The sequence below is a fragment of the Haliea sp. genome, assembly GCF_040222615.1.
GTDB lineage: Bacteria > Pseudomonadota > Gammaproteobacteria > Pseudomonadales > Halieaceae > Haliea.
In genome coordinates this window covers 21,970-42,207 of the sequence record NZ_JAVKCQ010000209.1, presented here as the reverse complement: position 1 = coordinate 42,207, position 20,238 = coordinate 21,970, and the positions used below count along the sequence as shown (strand labels likewise).

Annotated in this window: 14 protein-coding genes and 1 pseudogene; 7 read left to right on the top strand and 8 right to left on the bottom strand. The window is 55.0% G+C overall.

Going from position 1 to position 20,238, the window contains the following annotated elements:
- From RJQ10_RS16490 to RJQ10_RS16480, 3 genes and pseudogenes are all read left to right on the top strand, one after another.
- Nucleotides 1-232: pseudogene (locus RJQ10_RS16490) on the top strand (hypothetical protein); the annotation flags it as partial.
- A gap of 159 nt (nt 233-391) precedes the next feature.
- Entirely contained in the window at nt 392-4,885 is a 4,494-nt protein-coding gene (locus tag RJQ10_RS16485; protein WP_350148475.1) for a two-component regulator propeller domain-containing protein, read from the top strand.
- A 22-nt stretch (nt 4,886-4,907) separates the two neighbouring features.
- Nucleotides 4,908-8,072, top strand: a complete 3,165-nt coding sequence (locus RJQ10_RS16480; RefSeq protein ID WP_350148474.1) for a triple tyrosine motif-containing protein — start codon at nt 4,908-4,910, stop codon at nt 8,070-8,072.
- Between the two features lie 39 nt (nt 8,073-8,111).
- Here RJQ10_RS16480 and RJQ10_RS16475 read toward each other — a convergent pair whose 3' ends face one another.
- On the bottom strand, nt 8,112-8,870 hold the full coding sequence (locus tag RJQ10_RS16475; protein ID WP_350148473.1) for an enoyl-CoA hydratase/isomerase family protein: 759 nt from the start codon (nt 8,868-8,870) through the stop codon (nt 8,112-8,114).
- 123 nt (nt 8,871-8,993) lie between these two features.
- On the opposite strand from RJQ10_RS16475, the gene RJQ10_RS16470 reads away from it, so the two are divergent.
- The 4 genes from RJQ10_RS16470 (at nt 8,994) to RJQ10_RS16455 (ending at nt 13,253) form a co-directional block, all read left to right on the top strand.
- Nucleotides 8,994-9,593 carry a DNA-3-methyladenine glycosylase I gene (locus tag RJQ10_RS16470; RefSeq protein WP_350148472.1) on the top strand — a complete coding sequence of 200 codons (600 nt, stop codon included), beginning with the start codon at nt 8,994-8,996 and terminating at the stop codon, nt 9,591-9,593.
- Nucleotides 9,593-10,969 (top strand): MATE family efflux transporter, encoded by a 1,377-nt coding sequence (locus tag RJQ10_RS16465; RefSeq protein ID WP_350148471.1) that lies wholly within the window; start codon nt 9,593-9,595, stop codon nt 10,967-10,969. The genes RJQ10_RS16470 and RJQ10_RS16465 overlap by 1 nt, the downstream gene beginning before the upstream one ends.
- Before the next feature lie 85 nt (nt 10,970-11,054).
- Nucleotides 11,055-12,341, top strand: a complete 1,287-nt coding sequence (locus RJQ10_RS16460) for a TetR/AcrR family transcriptional regulator (protein ID WP_350148470.1) — start codon at nt 11,055-11,057, stop codon at nt 12,339-12,341.
- A 36-nt stretch (nt 12,342-12,377) separates the two neighbouring features.
- Nucleotides 12,378-13,253 carry an acyl-CoA thioesterase gene (locus tag RJQ10_RS16455; protein ID WP_350148469.1) on the top strand — a complete coding sequence of 292 codons (876 nt, stop codon included), beginning with the start codon at nt 12,378-12,380 and terminating at the stop codon, nt 13,251-13,253.
- Here the strand turns inward: RJQ10_RS16455 and RJQ10_RS16450 are convergent.
- The 7 genes from RJQ10_RS16450 to RJQ10_RS16420 are packed head-to-tail and all read right to left on the bottom strand — an operon-like array spanning nt 13,240 to nt 20,148.
- A complete protein-coding gene (locus RJQ10_RS16450) occupies nt 13,240-13,947 on the bottom strand; it encodes a histidine phosphatase family protein (RefSeq protein ID WP_350148468.1) in 708 nt (235 codons plus the stop codon). The genes RJQ10_RS16455 and RJQ10_RS16450 overlap by 14 nt on opposite strands.
- On the bottom strand, nt 13,947-15,701 hold the full coding sequence (gene aceK / locus RJQ10_RS16445; protein ID WP_350148467.1) for a bifunctional isocitrate dehydrogenase kinase/phosphatase: 1,755 nt from the start codon (nt 15,699-15,701) through the stop codon (nt 13,947-13,949). Before aceK ends, RJQ10_RS16450 begins: the two co-directional genes overlap by 1 nt.
- Nucleotides 15,702-15,720: 19 nt before the next feature.
- Nucleotides 15,721-16,512 (bottom strand): SDR family oxidoreductase, encoded by a 792-nt coding sequence (locus RJQ10_RS16440; RefSeq protein WP_350148466.1) that lies wholly within the window; start codon nt 16,510-16,512, stop codon nt 15,721-15,723.
- Nucleotides 16,512-17,552 carry an LLM class F420-dependent oxidoreductase gene (locus tag RJQ10_RS16435; RefSeq protein WP_350148465.1) on the bottom strand — a complete coding sequence of 347 codons (1,041 nt, stop codon included), beginning with the start codon at nt 17,550-17,552 and terminating at the stop codon, nt 16,512-16,514. The genes RJQ10_RS16440 and RJQ10_RS16435 overlap by 1 nt, the downstream gene beginning before the upstream one ends.
- A 22-nt stretch (nt 17,553-17,574) precedes the next feature.
- Entirely contained in the window at nt 17,575-18,714 is a 1,140-nt protein-coding gene (locus RJQ10_RS16430) for an acyl-CoA dehydrogenase family protein (protein WP_350148464.1), read from the bottom strand.
- Between the two features lie 24 nt (nt 18,715-18,738).
- Nucleotides 18,739-19,917, bottom strand: coding sequence for an acyl-CoA dehydrogenase family protein (locus RJQ10_RS16425; RefSeq protein WP_350148463.1), 1,179 nt, complete (start codon nt 19,915-19,917; stop codon nt 18,739-18,741).
- A 45-nt stretch (nt 19,918-19,962) separates the two neighbouring features.
- The gene (locus RJQ10_RS16420; RefSeq protein WP_350148462.1) at nt 19,963-20,148 is read right to left on the bottom strand and encodes a hypothetical protein; all 186 of its coding nucleotides are present in this window, start codon (nt 20,146-20,148) and stop codon (nt 19,963-19,965) included.
- Between the last annotated feature and the right edge of the window lie 90 nt (nt 20,149-20,238).

Genomic DNA, 20,238 nt, shown 5'->3' with positions numbered 1-20,238 from the left:
TGCCGACCAGGCCGGCTACAAGTGGGGATTCCGCAGCTACGCAGACCAGGCCGGCTACAAGTGGGGCTTCCGCAGCTACGCGGACCAGGCCGGCTACAAGTGGGGCTTCCGCAGCTACGCCGACCAAGCCGGCTACAAGTGGGGCTTTCGTAGCTATGCGGACCAAGCTGGCTACAAATGGGGCTTCCGAAGCCACGCAGACCAGGCCGGCTATAAGTGGGGCTTCCGGTAGACCGATAGAACTAGCGCTAACATCAAGGGGAGTGGAGACTCCCCTTTTTCTTGTTCAGGCAAACACATCCTGAAGACACACGCAGTGCGGCACAAAAGACACTGTCTCTGTTTTTGATTACACTACATATCTCTGTCGTGGATATGCGAATTTTTCAATATGGCCTGTAGGACTTGGAGTGTACTAACTCTACTTCTAGTTGCCTGTAGCTCAGCGACGCTCTCAAAGACTTTTTATGAAGATCAAACGACTATCGATTTTCAACCCTCACCGGTCACACAAAACCTCACCCAACAGATCGTCACTCAAACCTTTCAGGATTCCATCGGCAACATCTGGTTTGTAACTCAAGAGGGCCTCAATCGCTATAACGGACACCAACTTGAAAACTATAGATACTCGCTAACCAACCCCCAATCGCTTTCCCATGACGCGGTAACAAGTATAGTTGAGGACCAAGCAGGAAATGTCTGGGTATCAACCAGAGGAGGTGGTCTAAATAGATATAACCGTGTATCCAATAGCTTTTCAGCGCTACTCAACGACGAATCTGAAGGGCAATCTCCGCTCTCGAACGATATCCTGACACTCTTTAGTGACAGAGAGGGGGAGATTTGGATCGGATATGACAATGCATTTAGCAAGTTCGAGCCAACCACAGGAACTTTTTCCCATTACTTTCCGCAGCAAAAAGATCTGCCCTATTTGGGAGAAATCAACAGCTTCACTCAGTCTGCAGACGGGACTATCTGGGCAGCCACCATAGGCAGCGGTCTGCTAAAGATCGACAAAGAATCCATGACAATGGACATAGTCTCGGGGGCAGTGAACGAAACCTCGAGTTCCTCACTTGAACCAATTTTCCATGTTTACGCTGACACAAGCGACCACATATGGTTACTCTCATTAGGTTCGGGCGTCACCAAGTACGACCCTTCGAAGGGAACCTCCGTGCACTATCACAGCGAGGAAGTGAATCCAAACTCCCTTTCATCTAATACCGCGTTCGACATATTTGAAGATAGAGATAGGCGAATATGGATCTGCACACTGGAAGGGTTAGATCTCTATGTGTCAGACACCGAATCCTTTCAACGTTTCAACAGCCAAAATACCAACCTGCCCTCGAGCCGGCTGCACAGCATCTATCAATCACAGGAGGGGGTTTACTGGGTTGGCACCGTTGTGGGATTGGCCACCGGCTCCAAGAATCTCTTCCCCAAATACAATTCGAGCATAGGGAAACTATCAAACGATTCAGTAAATGCTTTTGGTGAAACAGTTGACGGAAGCATCTGGATTGGGACCGACAACGGATTAAATCGCTTCCGAGACAACGAAAATGATTCCACATGGATAAACGAATATTCAGAACCGAGCATATCGAACAGCACTGTCATGAGCCTGCTAGGAGAAGACAGCATACTGTGGATAGGAACTTTTTCAGGCGGCCTGAATAAATTAGACATCGACACTAACAAAGTAACAACATTCAGAAGTTCTCGTTTCGATGACTCTAGCTTGGCAGCCAATGGCGTAACCTCAATACTTAGGGCGTCATCGGGCAAATTGTTGGTTGGCACTTACGGCGGCGGACTTAGCGTACTTGATGAAACAACAGGGAAGTTTACAAACTTTACCCATGATCCTTTAGATTCAAAAAGTCTAAGCAACAACAATGTGATCGCACTGTTTGAGGATTCACTAGGGTTCGTATGGATCGGAACAGAAAACGGACTAAACCGTTACGATTCTGAGGACTCAAAATTCCACAGGATATTCACCGAACGAGGAAACACCGACAGCATATCAAGCGACATGGTGTGGTCTTTCTACGAGGATCAAAATCAAGATCTATGGCTTGGGACTAAAGGTGGCGGACTAAACAAATGGGAACATACCGATAGGGCACTTGGTGTTGAAAAATTTCGTCATTATTCAGAAGACATTGCTCTTCCAAGTTCAAACATATACGGAATACAAAGCGACCCCGATGGGAACATCTGGCTCTCGCATAACAGGGGCGTAACAAAGCTAAACCCGAAAACTGGTGACTCTCGGCAGTACGGCATCAAAGAAGGTCTGCAAGACACTGAATTCAATATGGGAGCATCGTTCAAGGCGAGCAATGGATTAATTTATTTCGGAGGGAACTTAGGTTTCAACATTGTTGACCCTTTGGGCTTCGTAGACAAAGAAAAACCGCCCAAAATAAGCATATCAGAAATAAAAATAATGAATGAAAGACAGGAGTTTGCTCAACCGTATAACGAAATCACCGACATCACCTTAACCCACAATGACCGAATGTTCTCTGTGGAGTTTTTCGCAGCTGACTACTCGAACCCGCCTCTTGTTCAGTATGCCTACAAAATGGAGGGAATAAACGATAACTGGATTGTTTCAGACGACGCACGACAGGCCTCGTTTACCACATTACCAGCTGGTGAATACACGCTTAGATTGGCTGCTGCAAGCCCAGGGGGAGTTTGGAACTGGGATAGTAAATCTGTGCGAATCAAAGTTCTTCCACCACCTTGGAAAAGCAGCACTGCCTACATAGCCTATTCAATTTTGGCATTGGCTGCGGTATTGACTTTACTGTACCAGCAACATAGGCGAGAAATGGCTGGGCTTGCCAGGCAAAGGGAACTGGAACTGAAAGTCAAAGAGCGGACTATTGACCTGGAGGAAGCACGAAGTGCTGCAGAACAAGCAAATAGAGCCAAGTCGGACTTCTTGGCCACTATGAGCCACGAAATAAGGACACCGATGCACGGGATGATCGGGATGACGGAACTACTCCTGCACACAGAGCTGAGCAACCAACAGAAGAAATTCGCTTCCGCTGCCCACAAAAGCGGCGTTGCATTGCTAGCTCTCATCAATGACATTCTTGATTTCTCAAAGATAGAGGCTTCTCGAGTCGATATTGAAAGCGCACCGTTTGATGTGTCCGCACTCATTGAAGATACTTGCTATCTCCAAAGTGAACCAGCAGCACGCAAAGGGCTAGATCTAAACCACACGATCGACAGAAGTGTTCCAACGCAAGTATTGGGGGACCCTGGAAAAATCCGTCAAATATTAATGAACCTTCTGAACAACGCAATAAAATTTACAGATAGGGGGGAGATCAGCGTTGTCGTCGAATTTGAGAATAGCAATATTAACAACCAGGGGAACTTGAAAATAGTAGTTCGTGACACAGGAATTGGGATGGACGACGAAACCACGCGTAGAGTTTTCGATCCCTTCATTCAGGCAGATGCAAGTACGACACGAAAGTACGGGGGAACGGGTCTAGGGCTATCGATAACTCGTAACTACATCGAACTTATGGGCGGGTTTATACACGTATCATCGAAACCCGAGCAAGGTACAGAAATTTTAATTTCAATCCCAACCTCGGCCTGCGCAGCTCTATCTGAACACACGATTCCAGCCAACCTTCGAAATACCAAGGTTCTAGTTTTGTCGACCAAGCACTCCACCAGAAGAATGATAAAAACCCAACTTGAAAGAATGGGCGTTCTTAATATTCAAACCTCAAAGACTGTGCCTTTGTCCACCGCAGCAGAAGGTGTCCAAATTCCGATTGTTGATCTAGATGGCTTGGCGAATCAGAGTGGACTATGCAAAAAATATAGAAGAGGTATATTGCTGATGCCGCTACATGAGACCGAAGTACCACCTCAATATAAGAGCTGGCTTACGACTACGAAACCATGTACCTCCGAAACGCTGAGGCTTGCGATGGAGGAGATACTTACAGAATCAGACATCGAAAAGTCGACCGAAGTGCCGTTCTTGGACCCAGATTCAAGCCTGCCTCTAAGAATCCTGGTAGTAGAGGATATCCCCACCAACCAAAGAATTGCACAAGAAGTACTTGAAATGAGCGGACATAAAGTGCACATCGCCCAGAACGGAGCAGAGGCCGTCGAACTTCAACGCGAGAACCGCTACGACCTGATATTCATGGATTGCCAAATGCCAGTGATGGATGGATATCAAGCGACCCGAATAATTAGAGAAGAAGAGCGCAATAAGGAAATTCCTCCAGTCAAGATCATCGCACTTACAGCGGGAATCACTGCGACCGACAAGAAGTCATTATCAGACGCCGGAATGGATGGCTATCTCGGAAAACCCTTCAAAATATCAGACATAACCAAGATCATCCATCATCACCTTGGTAGTGGACATCAGGTCGGAAAGTCAAAATTTAATGAGAGATCAGCTGATGCTCAGAGCGCAAAGGCATCGAGCAAAAATCAAGATGTCATCGATCTTTCGGCGATAGAAAATATTACCTATATCGAGCAACAAACAGGGAAATCGATTCTTCCGGAAGTTTACTCGGGATTTAAAGTTCAGATGGCAGAAAAAATGATGGATCTCAGCATAGCCTCGACGACAGGTAATTTAGAGCAAGCGCAATCAATAGCTCATGCCATCAAATCAATGTGCGCCAATCTCGGTGCAAAACAAGTAAAAATTATTGCGTCCGACATAGAGTTGGGAATCAAGCAAGGAAAAGAGATTGATTTGCAGACTCATTGCATACACCTTGAGTCGGCATACAAGCTATTTGCGCGAGAGGTCGAAAGCAGATACGAAGTCCACCCAATGAGTAAAGTAGTATCTTAGGCCGTTAAAACAATAGCAAAGAATGAGCATAGGAAAGCCGCCCAGGCTCTTGATTTTTTTCCTTTTATTTCATGCTGCGAACTGTATTGCAGCACTTGAGTCCGCCAACAAGCCTGATGGGAGAGAAAGTTGGACACAGCGAAAGCAACCATCCTTCGCCGTAGTTGATTCTTTTTTCAATCGATTTCTCCACCAGGGAACCACACTATCGATCTTGCATACCACCAATAATAGTCTTTGGGCGTCAAACTACGGTGGGGTACTCGAAGCGAAAGGAAAGCATATCGAGCACCATAACCAATCCTCGGAAACCGGCCAACTTAGAATAGTCGAGCTGGTAGAAGTGTGGAATGGGGAGGTGATCGCGCGGACCGAGTCAAGTTCATTAATGTTTTTCGACGCGAATACAGGACTGTTCAACTCCCCAAGATGGATGCGGAGCCTGGGTATCGGCAACTCAAATATTTCAAAAGTGTACTTTTCGAATGACGAAAGTCTCTGGATCGGCTTTGACAACGGCGATGTGGTCAAGGTCGGGAATAGCGGCACCAAAAAGGAACGTATCTCTCTGGATTTAGATGAAGCGATTTCGGACTTCTCTGAGAATAGGAGAGCAGGCAATATTCTAATATCAGGCTCAACTAAGGTTGCAAGAACAAATCGTTCTCTGGACAACATCGAAGTTTTTGAAATTGAGAGTTCATGTTTGAGACAATCCAGAATTCTTGAGGTAATGGAATCAGACGACAGGACTATCTGGATAGGCACTTCGGGTGAGGGATTACTTACTATTGATGAAAACTCAGGCGAATGCAATCAAGTAACTCCATCAGCATTCAGCCATAGGGGACTTCCAAAATCTACCGTTCACGAACTGGTGATCCATGATGAATCGGGACTCTTTGTAGTAGCGACCGACCAAGGAATTTACATCTTTAGAGAAAGACAAATCGTTGACTTCTTTACTACATCCAACTCTTACCTCTCGAACAACGAAGTCATTTGTCTTAGCCCAGATCATTTGGGCGGCTACTGGATTGGAACATACGACGGAATCAATAGGCTTGTCATTTCATCTTTCGATACTTTTGGCAGACATGACGATAGAAAGCTCCACTCCGTCGTCGAGATTGAATCTCTTGATCAAAGTAATCTGCTGATCGCGTCCTATTCCGGGCTCATGGTAGTCAGCAAATTGGCTGGCGAAGTGTCTAGTTTGACAGATTTTTTCCCTGGAACATCTGTGGTTGGCGAGGGGATCATGTCGGCGTTTGTTGATAAAGAACGGGTATACCTTGGCTACCGAAACTCCGGCTTTGAAATTGTCAATGTTAAAAAACCCGGTTCTATCCTCTTTAACTCTGACTCACTTGAGGGACTGCGATCAGATTCAATTAGTGCCTTTCTGAGATTGAATTCAGACGAACTACTAGTCGGCACATATGGAGGTGGCATTAGTATATTCAACGAATCAGGCAGAGCTCGCAATATTTTACCCGCTACCGAGAACTATACTTTGCCAGACGACAGGATCTTAATGTTGTTCCGAACCCTGGACGACAGAATTTGGATTGGAACCGAATCGGGGCTTAGAATTTTCGACAAGGAATCCGGCGAACTATATTCTCCGAAGTTCTCACCGAGCAAATTGGCAGAGCCTGAGCAGCCTCTCATTTGGAGCATGGCGGAGAGTTCTCGATACATCTGGTTTGGCTCATTGCATCACGGATTGTTCAAACTAGATAAAAGCATCGAGGAAGGTCAATCATTGCATCAGAAAATCCAGCAAGTCGCGCTAGACTCACATCTTCCAAACTTAACAGTTTATGCAATCGAAGTCGGCGGCGATGGAGAAATATGGTTTTCGACCAATCAAGGAATATCTAGACTATCGGAAGACGGCAGTTTGTTCAATTTCGGCCAAGCTCAAGGACTTCAGAAAACTGAATTCGAACTAGGAAGTTCACACACGGACGCTGAAGGCCTTATTTACTTCGGAGGCAATGATGGATATGTTCGTTTCGACCCCCGAACCATACAGATCATAAAGACCACCTCGGATGTGGTGCTTACTCAATTGATCATCGGCAACAAGAAACCCGAACCTCGTGGGCTAGCGGGAAATCTCGACTCAATCATCCTAAGCCACGAAGACCGCTTCATCACTTTCGAGTTCAGTGCCTTGGATTTCACTGACCCTGAAAACACTCGCTACCGGCATAAGCTAGTTGGCTTCGACACAGAGTGGGTAGACATAGGCAATCGGGGCTCTGCAACTTATACGAGCCTACCTGCCGGGGAATATGTGTTTCGGGTCCAAGCGGTGAATTCTTCGGGCATCTGGAACTATGAAGGTTTGAGTATCGATCTTACGGTCAAACCCGCTCCGTGGTTGACCCCGTGGGCGTTCGCTGCCTATTTTATCGTAATCTGTGCTCTCCTTGCCATCGGTCTCTGGTTCTATCGAAAGCAGTTGTTGAGAACGCAGCAACTCAATAGAGTCACTGAACTGCACCAGATGGTTGATAGCTTTGCGGATAGTCTCCAGGATCAGTGGGAGTTCCAGGCTAAATTCACAGACTCGATACATACCTACAACAAACAACTCCTGTCCTGGGCGCGTTTCTGTACCGGCGCAACGCTAGAATGGGAGTCCACTGTAAATAAACTCGCACACGATAGAATGAGGTTCAGGCTTGGCGTCCTTGAGCTTATCCAGGACAGCCTCTACTACCGCGGAGAGAAGCTCTACTCCAATCTAAAAAGCTATACGGCCAAACTCGTGGAGATGGTCGGGGCAAACCATCCTCAAGTACTCTCCCGCCTGACGGCGGTCAATGACATCCAGGATGAACTGTTCCCCGCGGTGCAGGCTATACCGCTCGCAATCATTATGGCTGAGCTATTCGATAACTCGCTCACGCATGCATTCGCGGGTAATCGGGCGGCTTGTTTTGTTCGATTTTCGGTGACAGTAACGGCAGTGCCTGAATCAGGTCGGGATACGGTGAAGCTGGTCTATCAGGACGATGGCTGCGGAATACCGGAAGGACTTGGCTTTAACGCCGGGGAATCTGCTGGATTCACGATCATCCAGCACGCCGCCGAGGAGCTCGGGTGCAAGTTGGCCATTGCTGCCCAAGACCGCAATACGGTTACCGCCCAATTCGACGTTCCCTGGGCCTGAACGGATCAAGCACTGGCTGTATCGGTGAGTCCGATGACGTTATTTCCCCTGGAAGCGCGGCTGTCTTTTCTCACGTTTGGCCGCAAAACCTTCCTGCAGGTCATCGGAATCAAGACACTGCCTCGATAGAGCATTAGCTTCTTCCCGATTAATATTACCGGCCGCGGCCTGCTGAATGACCAGTTTCATGGCGCGCACCGACAGCGGAGCCAACTTTGCAATCTGCAGGGCCAGATTCTCCGCGACCTTGTCCAGCGCGGCAGGCTGAACAAGGTGATCAAGAAATCCAAGATGCAGCAGGGTCTCTGCGTCCATTTCCTCGGCGGCCAGTAGCATGCGCTTAGCCGTGGTGACCCCGAGGCGCTCCACAAATCGGTTTATCCCGCTGATGGGGTAGCACAGGCCAATGGCTGCAGCTGGAACACGAAGCTTGCTTCCTGCTACACCTATCCTGAAATCACAGCTCAGCGCCAACTCTGCTCCGCCACCATAGACATTGCCGTTGATTGCACAAATTGTCGGAATTGGAAGGTGCGCTATCAAATCTGTCGTTTCCTGGAACTGATCCCCGGACAGGTTGCCACTGCCGAGTTGCTGTAATGAGGCACCTGCACAGAAGGTCTTCTCACCCCAGCCGGTAATGATCAGTACACGCACCTGCGCGTCGGCACGCACAGCCTCCAGATGCTCCTGGATGGCAGCCAATTGCTCCTGCCCCAGGGCGTTGTGCTGGCCAGGATTGTTGAGAACAAGGCGAGCAATGTGCCCGGTCCGCTCATAGCGTATTGTGTCGGTCATGCTCTGGATTTTGTCACAGGCAGCGGATTTGCGCTACAACGAACAGCCGCAGAGCGTCGCGGTGGACAAGCCCGGGCGAGGAGCCGATACTGCCCCTTCCCTGAGCGCCCTGGAGATGAGGCAATGCCTGAACGTTGCGGCTGGTGTGGCTCGGACCCACTCTACGTTGCCTACCATGACTCCGAATGGGGAGTGCCGGTGACCGACGACAAAACGCTGTTTGAGTTCCTGATTCTGGAAGGCGCCCAGGCGGGTCTGGCCTGGATTACGGTTCTGCGCAAACGAGAAGGCTATCGGGATGTCTTTGATGACTTCGATGTCCAGCGCATCGCCCGCTACACGGACCAAAAACTGGAACGCATACTCGGTGACAGCCGTATTATCAGGAACAGACTCAAGGTTTACGCCGCAAGGAAAAACGCTCAGGCCTTTCTCGCTGTCCAGAAGGAATTTGGCTCCTTTGCCAGCTATATGTGGCGATTCGTGGACGGCGAACCTGTTCACAATACCTGGGAAAGTTTGCAACAGGTGCCCGCCAGCACACCTCTCTCGGACGCCATCAGCAAGGACATGAAGCAGCGGGGGTTCACCTTTGTCGGCACTACCATCCTCTATGCCCACATGCAGGCGACCGGCATGGTCAATGACCATTTAACCACCTGCTTTCGGCACAATGAGTGTCGCGCACTCGCCGGGCAACCTCGCGATTTCCGCATAAAGTGATGGAAAAAGAGACTCCTTCAGCGGTCGCCAGACGCGAGTCCGCCAGCAGACGGGTATGGCAGCTGGCGTGGCCAACGATCATCTCCAATCTGCTGTTCACCCTGGTCGGTTTCATGCACATCAAGATAGCAGCGGGGCTGGGCACGTCCGCGGTGGCGGCAGTGACCACCGGGCACCGGGTGTTTTTCCTGGTCCAGGCCATTCTCATGGGTCTTTCGGTTGCCGCGACCGCGATGGTTGCCAGGTACTGGGGGGCGGGGGAGGTTGCGCGCGCTGAAATGGCCAGCTGGACGGCCCTGCTGCTCTCTCTTCTGATTGCGGCGCTGCTAACCGTACCGGTGCTGGTCGTCCCCGAGAGCATTGCCGGCTTGTTCGGCCTGGACCCCCTCACAACGACACTGGCAGCGCGCTTCATTTTCTGGCTGGGGATGTTCAACCTGTTTGCGGCTGCCAACATGATGCTGGCCACAGCTTTGCGTGCAACCGGGGATGTGACCACGCCGCTCTACTTCCTCATGGTCAGCTCATCGCTGAATATCGCTTTCGGCTACGCCCTGGCGTTCGGGCTTGGCCCACTCCCGGAAATGGGCGTCGCGGGCGTAGCACTCGGCGGAGGTGCCGCGGGGAGTCTGGTCACCCTTGGCTTCCTCGTATTCTGGTGGCGGGGCAATTTCGCTCTCAAGCCCGTCAAACGGCTCAATATCGACTGGACCGGTGCCCGCCAGCTGATGCGGATTGCCACGCCTGCGGTTACCGAACAGGCTGTAGTCCAGTTGGCCTTTCTCGCCTTCTTCGCCATCATTGCCGATTACGGAACCACAGCCTATGCCGCCTACGGGATCGGTATCAGCCTGGTGGCCTTTCCGATAGTTATCGGCTTCGGCTTCGGGGTGGCTACCGCTACGCTGGTTGGACAACAACTGGGGGCCGGCCGCCCCGACCGCGCCATGACCACCGGCTGGCGTTCCCTGCGCATGGCGTTAATCGCCATGATAAGCCTGTCGATCGCCATGGCCTGGTATGCGGAAGAGCTGGCAACGTTCATGATCAACGACCCAGAGGTCATTGCCCTGACGGTGGTTTTCATCTACATGATCTGCCTGGCCATGCCCATGATGGCCTGTGACTTTGCCCTCGCCGGCGCTCTGCGGGGCGCTGGTGACACCCGCTTCCCACTGGTGGCGACCCTCACCGGCATCCTCCTGGGCCGCTTACTCCCCGCCTGGCTGTGCACCATGCTGGGCCTATCCGTCTACTGGATCTTCGGCGTAATGCTGCTCGATTACAGCATGAAAGCCGTGTTGCTTGTCTACCGCTATCGCTCGCGGAAGTGGCTGGATCTGCGTTTCGAGCAACATCCCGGCCCCCCATTGTAGACAGCGACAAAAAAAATACTTAAAGTTGGAATTATCGACTATTGGGTACGAACGGCCGGCATCCCACACCCGGCAGAGGCGCTACATGGGCAAGAGCAGGGATACACCAACAGCCGGACCAGGTTCCCCATTCAACCGCTCCGCACAACAGGATGCCAAACGTACCGCGATACTTTCCCAGGCGGCCCGCCTGTTCAATTCCAAGGGCTCACGCGCCACTACACTGCGCGACATTGCCGAGACCCTGGGCCTCACCAAGACCAGCCTGTACTACTACGTCAGGACCAAGGAAGAGCTGATCTACCAGTGCTACCGGGCGACGCTGGAGCATCACCTGCGTTCAATGGAGGAAATCGAACAGCGCCACAGCAGCCCGCTGGAACGGGCGCGGCAGTTTTTCCTGCTGCAGTTCGAGAACTGGCTGGCAGCCCAGGAGAACCGGGGCCCGCACCTGGCGGCCCTGCTGGAGATCGCTTCCCTGCAGAGCGAGCACCGTATCGATGTGGAGGCGCACTACATCGCCATGTTCAAGCGCCTGCGCAGCTACCTGCGGGCGGGTATCGAAGCCGGAGAGATCAGGCCCTGCGAAACTACCGCGACCACCCGTGCGATGCTGGGCTCGCTGGACTGGATCTTCTACTGGTTGCACAGCAGGCCACGGGCACAGATCGGCACTACTGCCGACCAGGCCTGGGACCTGCTGGCCCATGGCCTGTACTCAGGTGCTGGCGAGTACCAACCCACGGCAATGAGCAGGGATTCCGTCAGCGAGAACTACGTTCAGGGCTTTGACCGCGACGAGCAGAACCGGCTGAAGCAGGAAGCTTTCTACAAGACAGGCTCCTGGTTCTTCAACAAGAAGGGGTTCAATGGCACCTCACTGGATGAGATTGCCGAACATCTTCACGTCTCCAAAGGCGCGTTTTACTACCACATCCGCAATAAGGAAGATCTGCTCTTCAATTGCTATGTCTACTCGCAGGATGTAACCAATGAGATTCACCAGCAGGCGCTGCAGCTTGGAGGCACGGGATTGCACAAGGTCGACCAGGTCTGCCGGCGAGTATTCCTCGCCCAAAACTCGGAGCGCGGGCCGCTCATCCGTTACAGTACTATCACCGCGCTGCCGATCCCGAAACGCAAGCAGATTCTCCAGCGCACGGAAGCCATAGACCTGCAATTCGGTGAGCTCATCCGCGAGGGTATCGCTGACGGCAGTATACGAAGTATCGAGCCCTTCATTGCGCAGCAGCTCATCGCCGGCGCTATCAACGCGGCAATGGACATCAAACTCTGGCGTCGGGTGGACGACCTCGATGCCGTCGCCGTGGATTACTTCGACATTTTTTTCAATGGCCTGCAGCCGCGCTGACGCTGCGGAAGGTCGCGACCAAGAGGACAACCCGTGATGGCTGACAAGCTGGAAACACTGTTGACGCTGCTGGAAGTGGAGCGCATCGACAAATATCTCTTCATCGGCAACAGCCCCAGCTATCCGCCGCGGGTGTTCGGCGGCCAGGTGCTGGCCCAATCCCTGTATGCCGCCAGCAGGACCGTGGACACCGCGCGCAGCGCCCACTCCATGCACGCCTACTTCCTGCGCCCGGGCAACCCGAAGAAGCAGATCGTGTACGAGGTTGACCCGATCAGGGACGGCGGCAGCTTTACCACCCGGCGGGTAATCGCCAAGCAGGATGGCATCCCGATATTCAGCACCGCGGTATCGTTCCAGGCTTTCGAAGAGGGACTCGACCACCAGTCCGGGATGCCTGTGGTGACGCCGCCGGAAGAACTGGAAACCGACTTCGATTACTGGAAGGCAATGGCTGAGAAACACCCCGAGCGCTTTACCCCGCCCCTGATGCAGGCGCTGGAGCGGCGTCCAGTGAAACGCCGGGACTATATGAATCCCCAGCCACAGGAGCCCGAGCAGTTCATGTGGTTCCGGGTCCTGGATCCGGAGGGCAATATCGGCGACGACCCGGTACGGCACCAGACCATACTCGCCTTCATCTCCGACTTCGCTCTGCTCGGGGCCGCGCTGCTGCCACACCCCTATACCGGCATGAGCCCGGAGCTGCAAACTGCGAGCCTGGACCACGCACTGTGGATACACCGTCCGCTACGGGTGGATGAGTACCTGCTGTACGCGATGGACAGCCCCAACAGCCATGGAGGCCGGGGCCTGAGCCGCGGCAGCTTCTACAGTCGCAGCGGTGAGCTGGTTGCCTCAGTGGCGCAGGAGTCCCTGCTGCGCAAGAAACGGGTGGCTAGCGATAGCTGACCAGCTGTTCCTCCCGCTGGCCGCCCAACACCTGGAGGAAGGAGCGGTCATTGAAGTAGGACAGTGAGACCTTGTCTCCGCTGTAGAACAGCTGGGTCACCGAGCAATTGAAGATGGGCTCGTAGAACTTGTAGGCGTGCTCACCGCTTAGACCCAGGACCTGGGTGACAATAGTGGCGATGGTGCCTCCCGAGGTAAACACTCCGACGGTCTTGCCGGAGCCCTGCACGGTCATGACATCGCGCAGGGCAGACCGCACGGCCCCCGAGTAATCTGCCCAACTCTGGATCCGTGGTTCGTCGCAGGCCGGAGAAACCCAGTGCGTGAACACGGCCTCTATGACCTTCTGGTAATCCTTGCTTGAGCTCAGGCCCTTGTCCACCAGGGCCTGGATCCGCGGGTTGGCGGTTGCCACTGTCGGCACCAGGTACTTGATCTGCTCGTCGTTGCGCACCTCGTCAAAGCGCTTGTCAATGTGGTGGGGCACAGAACGAGGCTGGCTGGCCAGAGCCAGGGCGGCGGTCTCCCGCTGCCGCAGCAGACCGCCGCTGTAGGCCGCATCCAGCTCGATGCCGTGATCTCGAAGATAATGGCCCAGGACTTCCGCCTGGCGGCAGCCCAGATCAGAGAGCTTGTCGTAGTCGTCAGCACCAAACGATGCCTGCCCGTGCCGGAATAGATACAGTGTTGCCATTAGGACGTTGCTACCTGTTGCCTGGGAGTGCGGTTGAAACGGAGTTTGCGACGGTAGGGGAAAAAGTCTTCGGTGTAACCCTGGCGGATACGGTCCTGCAGTCCCTGCCAGAACGAGGCCTGGTAGATGTCGCTGTGCATGGCATCAAAAACCTTGCGTGCACGCTGGTTCCCCGAGAAAAACAACCGGAACTCCTCGGGAAAAATGTCATTGGGACCGACGTTGTACCACGGCTGGCTGGCCAGCTCTTCCGCCTCGGTACGAGGCTGCGGTATCTCCCGGAAATTGCAGTCCATCAACGGCACGATTTCATCGTAGTCGTAGAACACCACGCGGCCATGGCGGGTGACGCCGAAGTTTTTCAGCAGCATGTCACCCGGGAAGATATTGGCCGACGCCAGTTGCTTGATCGCGTTGCCATACTCGTCCATCACCGCCGACACCTGCTCCTCGGTGGCATCCTGCAAATACAGATTCAGCGGCGTCATGCGCCGTTCGACATACACGTGCTTGATCACCAGCGCCTTGCCGTGCTCTTCGATGAGCGACGGTGCCACCTTGTGCAACTCCTCCATCAGTTCATCCGAGAAACGCTCGCGGGCGAAGGCGAGGTTGGTGAACTCCTGGGTATCCGCCATGCGACCCGCCCGGTCCCAGCGTTTGACCAGTCGGTACTTTTCCTTCACCTGTTCCCGGGTCATTTCCTTGGGGGGAGTGAACCTGTCCTTGATAATCTTGAACACGAAATCATAGGACGGCATCGTGAACACACTCATGACCATGCCCTTGATGCCCGGTGCGATGATGAACTTGTCGTTGGTGGTCTTCATATGCCGGTAGGCACAGCGGTAGTAGTAGGTCTTGCCGTGCTTGTTGTAACCCATGGAGCTGTAGATTTCGGAGATCGGTTTGGCGGGCATCAGCTGCTGCAGGAACAGTACATACTGTGACGGTATGGTGGCGTCCACCATGAAATAAGCACGGGTGAAGCTGAAGATCACGCTCATCTTGTCGGCGCCAAACAGGATGGTGTCGACATACACCTCGCCGTTACCGCTGTGCAGGATCGGGATCACGATGGGCATGGAATCGGGACCGGAAACGATACGGCCGACAATATAGGCGCCCTTGTTGCGGAAGAAATGGGGCTCCAGGGTCTGGATCTCGATACCGGGCCGGGCCAGGTCGAATCGCGGCGCCAGAAAACGGTTGATCGCCTCGACGATGTTGGCGATATCGCGCTCCAGGTCTTCCCAGGGCAGGCTGAAGCCATAGTCCTGCAGCATTTCCCGCAACGGTGCCTCAAAGTCGCCTTTACAGGTGTAGGCCCGGTATACCTTGCTCACATCCGGTGCCGGCATATCACCCTGGGGGGAGAAAACGAAGGCGTACTCATCGCGAATCTTGCGATGCTTGAATACCCCGCAGTAAATCGAGTTGAAGAAGGTTTCGGCGATCTCGAAATTGTTGTGGCCGCGAATCAGTTCGGAGTAGCTTTCCCGCGCCTCCTGCCAGAACTGCAGGCTGTGCAACTGTTCACCCGCGATCAGCTCCACATACTGCAGAACCCGGGTCGTGGCCTCCTTGTAGAGATCAATACGCTGGATGGAAGCCGCATGCATGCCGTGCCAGTCCTGGGCCTCAAAACGCGCGCGCGCCGCCAGGGTAATGTTCTGGAATTCGGCAAAGTAGCCCTCGAAACCGTTGAGAATCGTGCGGGCAAAGCGTTCCTGCTGTCCGCGACTGTAGGGCATCTCTTTCACCCGCGCGGCATCAAAGCTTGGGATTGTCGAAGCGGCGCCGCAGCTTGCGCATGCCGCCCAGCCAGCGGTCGTAATCCGCCGCTTTCAGGGCTCTGTAGTCTGCCACCTGGGGATGTGGCAGGATCAGGAAGCGCTCTGCCGCCAGGCCATCGATCACCGCTGCCGCGACCTGCTCAGGCGTCAGGATGCCATCGACGCCCGCGGTACCACCCTCCTCCACGGTGCCGATCATTTGTGTTGCCACCGCTTGTGGGCACAGGGTCGCGACCTTGATACCGTCATCGCCGTGGGTAATCGCCAGCGCCTCGGCAAAGCCGATCGCGGCGTGCTTGGTCGTAGAATAAGCCGCATCACCGACCTGGTTCAGCAACCCCGCCGCCGAAACCGTATTGAGGAAAAATCCTTCGCCGCGCTCGAGCATTGTCGGCAGGCAGGCGCGCGCCGCATAGACATGGGCCATCACGTGAATTTCCCACATCGCCTGCCAGGTACTGTTGGGGGCCGAGGTGGCCCACCAGGGTTCGCCGTCACCGGCGATGATGCCTGCGTTGCTGCAAAACAGGTCGATGCGGCCATAGCGCGTGACCACCTCATCGACCATGGCCTTGATTGCATCCTCGTTGCGGACATCCACCGCGAAGGCATCCCCGGCGACCGTCGCCGCCACGGCCTCCGCGCTGGCGCGATCGAGATCGGCGACGACAACCTTCTCGGCCCCTTCCTGATGAAAGCGCTCACAGAGCGCCTTGCCGATACCGTTGCCACCACCGGTGACAACCGCGACCCGGCCATTCAACTGCATCAGAGCATTTCCTTGGCGAACAGCTCCAGAACAGCCGGATCGTGCACACCCAGCAACATAGTGCCCACCTCGCCGCGCTTGCCGGCCGCCTTCCAGTCGGCCAGCCGCTCAATCACCCGCTCGCGAGGACCGACCAGTGCCACTTCGTCGAGCAACTGGTTCGGCACCAGGGCCTCGGCCTCGGCCTTCTTGCCGGACAGGTACAGGTCCTGGATTCGCTCGGCGACATCTCCGTAACCGGCGCGGGTAGCGTAGTCGTTGTAGAAGTTCTTGCCCTTGGCGCCCATGCCGCCAATGTACAGGGCCAGCCAGGGCCGCAGGGAATCGTAGGCTGCATTCAGGTCGTCGTTGACCGCTACTGATACAAAGGGCGCGATATCGAAATCCTTCAGGCTCTTGCCGCCACCCGCACTGTCGAGACCCTTCTGGATATGGTCACCCAGAATGCTGAACTTGTTCGGGTCCATCCAAACCGGAAAAACGCCATCCGCTACTTCCCCGGCGCAGCGCAGGCCCGCCGGGGTGATGGAGGCGGTATAGATCGGTATGTTGGGGTTACCTTCCAGAATGGACTTCAGCGGTTTGCCCAGGCCCGTGGTACCGGCGCTGGTGTTGGGCAACTGGTACACTTCACCTTGGAACTCCACTGGCCCCTCCCGGGCCATGATCTTGCGCATGATCTGGACGTACTCGCGGGTACGGGTAACCGGCTTGCCGTAGGGCACGCCGTGCCAGCCTTCGACCACCTGGGGACCGGACGCTCCCAGGCCGACGATAAATCGCCCCCCGGACAGCTGGTCCAGCGACATCGCAGTCATTGCACACATGGCCGGGGTCCGCGCAGGCATCTGCATGATCGCGGTACCGACGCGTATCCTGGAAGTCTGGGCCAGCACCCAGGTAGCTGCCGTCACCGCGTCGTTGCCATAGGCCTCCGCGGTCCAGACCGAGTCATAGCCCATGGCCTCCGCTTTGCGGATCAGGTCGATGGGTATATCGATGTGCTTGCCGGAGTAACCCAGCAGGATGCCCAGTTTCATAGCCTTGTCTCCCGGTTCGTGTTCATGCACTGTAACGCAGCTGATTGAATTGTGCCTGATGATAATCACCGTTGCCAAAAAAGGTGTTGATCATCATCAATCGCTTGGCGAAGTGGCCGATATCCAGTTCGTCGGTGATACCCATGCCGCCATGCAACTGGATGGCCTCACCGAAGACCTTCTTGCCGTTGCGGTCTGCCATCACCTTCAGTGCGTGTACGCAAGCGGCCACATCGTCGCCGCCGGCATCCAGTTCACACACGGCCCGGTACAGCATTGACTTCGTCTGCTCATAGGCCATGAAGGTATCCACCATGCGGTGCTGCAGGGCCTGGAAGCTGCCGATGGCTACGCCGAATTGCTTGCGCGTCTTGGTGTATTCAAGGGTCTTGGCATTGAGCTGGCCCATGATTCCAAGCGCCTCGGATGCCAGGGCAACACTGGCGGCGGTCACCACCTCGTTCATCAGGGCGTAAGCTGCGTGGTGCTCCCCGACCAGATTGGCCGCGGGCACCTGCACATCCCTGAATACGATATTGGCCACCAGCTGACCATCCATCAGGCGGAAGCTGCTGCGTTCGATGCCGGCGGCATCCGCGGGCACCAGGAACAGGCTGATACCGTCGCGATCACTCTGCCCGCCACGTGTGCGCGCGGAGACAATGAGCTGATCGGCACAGGCGCCGTTGAACACCACGACTTTCTCGCCATTGAGGACCACGCTGTCACCCTGAGCGCTGGCCGTGGTCTGGATGTCCGCCAGCTCGTACCGGCTCTGCCGCTCCAGGTAGGCGAACGCACCCAGGCAGCCGCCTTCAATTATGCGCGGAATCAGTTCCGCCTGTTGCTCCACGGTTCCGCCGCGCTGGAGCAGGCCGCCAAACAGGAGCACCGTGGCGAGATAGGGCTCCAGCACCAGACCCTTGCCGAACTCTTCCATCACGACCATGGTGTCCACGGGGCTGCCGCCGAAACCGCCGTGCTCCTCGGCAAAGGGTACTGACAGCCAACCCAGCTCGGCGAAGGTCTGCCAGTTGTCGCGGCTCATGGCCTCGTCGGAAGCGGCGATCGTGCGCCGGGTATCGAAATCGTAACTGTCCTGCACAAAGCGCGCGACACTGTCCCGCAACATGCCCTGTTCTTCAGTAAACTCAAAATTCATGGCGTTTGCCTCTCAAATACGGGATTACAGGCCGAGCACGGCCTTGGCGATAATGTTCTTCTGCACCTCGTTGGAGCCGCCGTAGATCGTCGCGGCGCGCCCATACATGTAGCTCTGCCGCGCCTGGGAACCAAAGGCATGGCCCAGCTGTGCGGAGGGCAGGTCGTTGGGTAGCACCCCCTGATAGTAGGCAGCAACCTCCATTCGCAATTCCTGGACCGCCTGCTGCATCTCGGTGCCCTTGATCTTCAGCAGCGATGACTCGGGGCCCGGAGCTCCGCCAGCGGCGACGGAGGCCAGCACCCGCAGCTCGGTGAACTCCAGCGCCATCAGCTCTATCTCGATATCCGACAGGCGCTTCTGGAACAGCGGATCGCTGAGCAGCGACTTGCCGCCATTGATCTCGCGCGCGGCGAAATCCCGGGTCTCGGCCAGGTTGCGCTTGCTGTCGGCGACCCCGGCGATAGCGGTTCGCTCGTGGGCCAGCAGGGCCTTGGCGTAGGTCCAGCCCTTGTCCTGCTCGCCTATCAGGTTGGCGACGGGGACCCGCACCTCGTTGAACTCCACCTCGTTGAGACTGTGGTGGTTGTCGATGGAGACAATGGGGTTGACCTTGATCCCGGGCGACGTCATGTCGATCAACAGGAAACTGATGCCGTCCTGCTTCTTGCCCTCGCTATTGGTGCGAACCAGGCAGAAGATCCAGTCCGCATACTGGGCGTAACTGGTCCAGATCTTGGCGCCGGTGACCACGTACTCGTCACCCTCGCGTACCGCCCTGGTTTTCAGCGACGCCAGGTCAGAGCCCGCGCCCGGCTCGGAATAGCCCTGGCACCACCAGTCGTCGCTCTGCAGAATCCCCGGCAGGAAACGCTGCTTTTGTTCCTCGTTGCCAAAGCCGTAAATGACCGGGCCCACCATATTGAGACCGAAAGGAATCACGTCACGGATACCCGCGGCACTGCGCTCGGTCTCATAGATAAACTTCTGGGTCGCATTCCAGCCTGTGCCGCCGTACTCCTTCGGCCACCCGGGGGCAATCCAGCCTTGCTTGTAGAGACGTTTCTGCCAGTCGATGACCGCATCCTTGAAGGTTGCAAGGTTATTCAGACGCGCCTGCAAGTCGGCGTCATAGGCCTCGGCAAAAAACGCCCGCACTTCATCGCGAAACGCGAGATCTTCCGGAGCAAAACTTGTATCCACGTTCGTACCTCTTCTATTGTCCAATGGCGACCCGGGGCCGCCGTTTCACTGATCCTGCCGGAACACCTTGGGGCCGTGGGTCTTGCTGGCAAGCATACGCAGGGCTCGCGCCTTCAGGTCAGCGGCAATCGGGACAGAATCGGGATCGGCCGCCAGCAAACGTTTTGCCAGCCCTGCTGTCCGGTGGGGACCGGCCGGCAACTCGATACTGGCAGACAGATCCCGATCCACCCCCGGGCGTGGGCCAGCGCCGGGCCCATACCATCGTTGATGGTGTGTTCGCCGCCCGCTGCCGCCCCCCCGGGCCACTGCACTGAAAGC